Raw genomic sequence first — 1457 nt, forward strand, 5'->3', positions numbered from 1 at the left:
CCGCGCCCAAGGCCGAGAGCACCCCAGTTGCAACCAAACCGGTCGCCAAGCAAGCCGTGGTTGAACCCGCGGTGGCACCGTCACCCAAGGTGGCGTTGACACCAGCGGCGACCCTGAACAAGAAGCCCAAGCGTCATTACAGCATCCAGCTGATGGGTGCGAGCAACACCAAGGCCGTCGACAAATTCGTGGCCGAGCACGCTCTGGCAGGCAATGTCTGGGTTTACAAAACCCAGTTCCGTGGCAGCCCCTGGTACGTGGTATTGCAAGGGGATTATGCCAACGCAGCGCAAGCTAAGGCTGCCATTCGCAAGCTCTCACCCGCCCTGCTCAAGGGGCAGCCCTGGCCCAAGTCGTTTGCTCAGGTACAAAAAGAGTTGAAGCAATAGCCATTGCGCCCGGTAAGGGGGTAGAATCGTCCCCCTTTTTTGGTCGATGCCTTCTTAACACCGGATTTCCATGAAAAAAACACGCGCTTTTTTAAAATGGGCCGGGGGAAAATACTCCCTGGTTGAAGAGATTGCCGAGCGCTTGCCGGCCGGGCGTGTGTTGCTGGAGCCCTTCGTCGGTGCCGGGTCCGTGTTTCTCAACACCGACTACGACGCCTATGTGCTCAACGACATCAATCCGGATCTGATCTGCCTTTACAACCATCTCAAGCTGACGCCTGACCGATTCATCGCCGAAGCGCGCAAGTTGTTTGTGGCCGAGCACAATCACAAGGCGGCCTACTATCGGCTGCGTACCCAGTTCAATCAGACCGAAACCACCTTTGAGCGGGCACTGCTGTTCCTGTTTCTCAACCGCCACGGTTTCAATGGTTTGTGTCGCTATAACAAGAAGGGCGGCTTTAACGTGCCGTTTGGTTCCTACAAGAAGCCATACTTCCCGGAGAAAGAGCTATGGGCTTTTGCCGAGAAGGCGCAGAAGGCGACCTTCATCTGCGAAAGCTATGCCGATGCCATCAAGCGCGCCGAGCCGGACTGGGTGATCTACTGCGATCCCCCCTATGCGCCGCTTTCCACCACGGCGAGCTTCACCACCTATTCCGCAGGCGGTTTCACGCTGGATGATCAGGCCATATTGGCGCGGCTGGCACGTCACACGGCTGCCCACAAGGGGGTGCCGGTGCTTATCAGCAACCACGACATAGAGCTGACTCGCGAGCTATACCGTGGCGCTCGACTGGACGAGATCCTGGTCAAGCGCACCATCAGTCGCAACGGCGGTAGCCGCAACAAGGTGGCCGAGCTGCTGGCGCTCTACCCGCCCGGTATCGAACCGGAGCAGGGTCACTACCCCAGCGATGCTGAGCTTGTCTCACTCGGCTGATCTTCTGGCGGCACCCTCGGGTGCCGCTGCTGTTTCCAGGTTTTGCCGCTCTTCTCCCTCAGTCGATGGTCAAAGAGGATGGGAACTGCTGCTGTCCTCCTCCCCGCATTCGGGTCGTTTTCATC

At 58.3% G+C, this 1457-nt stretch carries 2 protein-coding genes; both read left to right on the forward strand.

Annotated elements, in window-relative coordinates; all coding sequences use genetic code 11:
- On the forward strand, positions 1 to 389 hold a 389-nt coding region (locus BN1129_RS21970), incomplete at its 5' end, for an SPOR domain-containing protein (RefSeq protein WP_042033843.1).
- A 70-nt stretch (positions 390 to 459) separates the two neighbouring features.
- Complete coding sequence (locus BN1129_RS00645) at positions 460 to 1332, forward strand: Dam family site-specific DNA-(adenine-N6)-methyltransferase (protein WP_042033844.1); 873 nt, start codon at positions 460 to 462, stop codon at positions 1330 to 1332.
- Positions 1333 to 1457 lie beyond the last annotated feature (125 nt).

Origin of the sequence: Aeromonas popoffii (assembly GCF_000820025.1) — a bacterium.
Lineage (GTDB): Bacteria > Pseudomonadota > Gammaproteobacteria > Enterobacterales > Aeromonadaceae > Aeromonas > Aeromonas popoffii.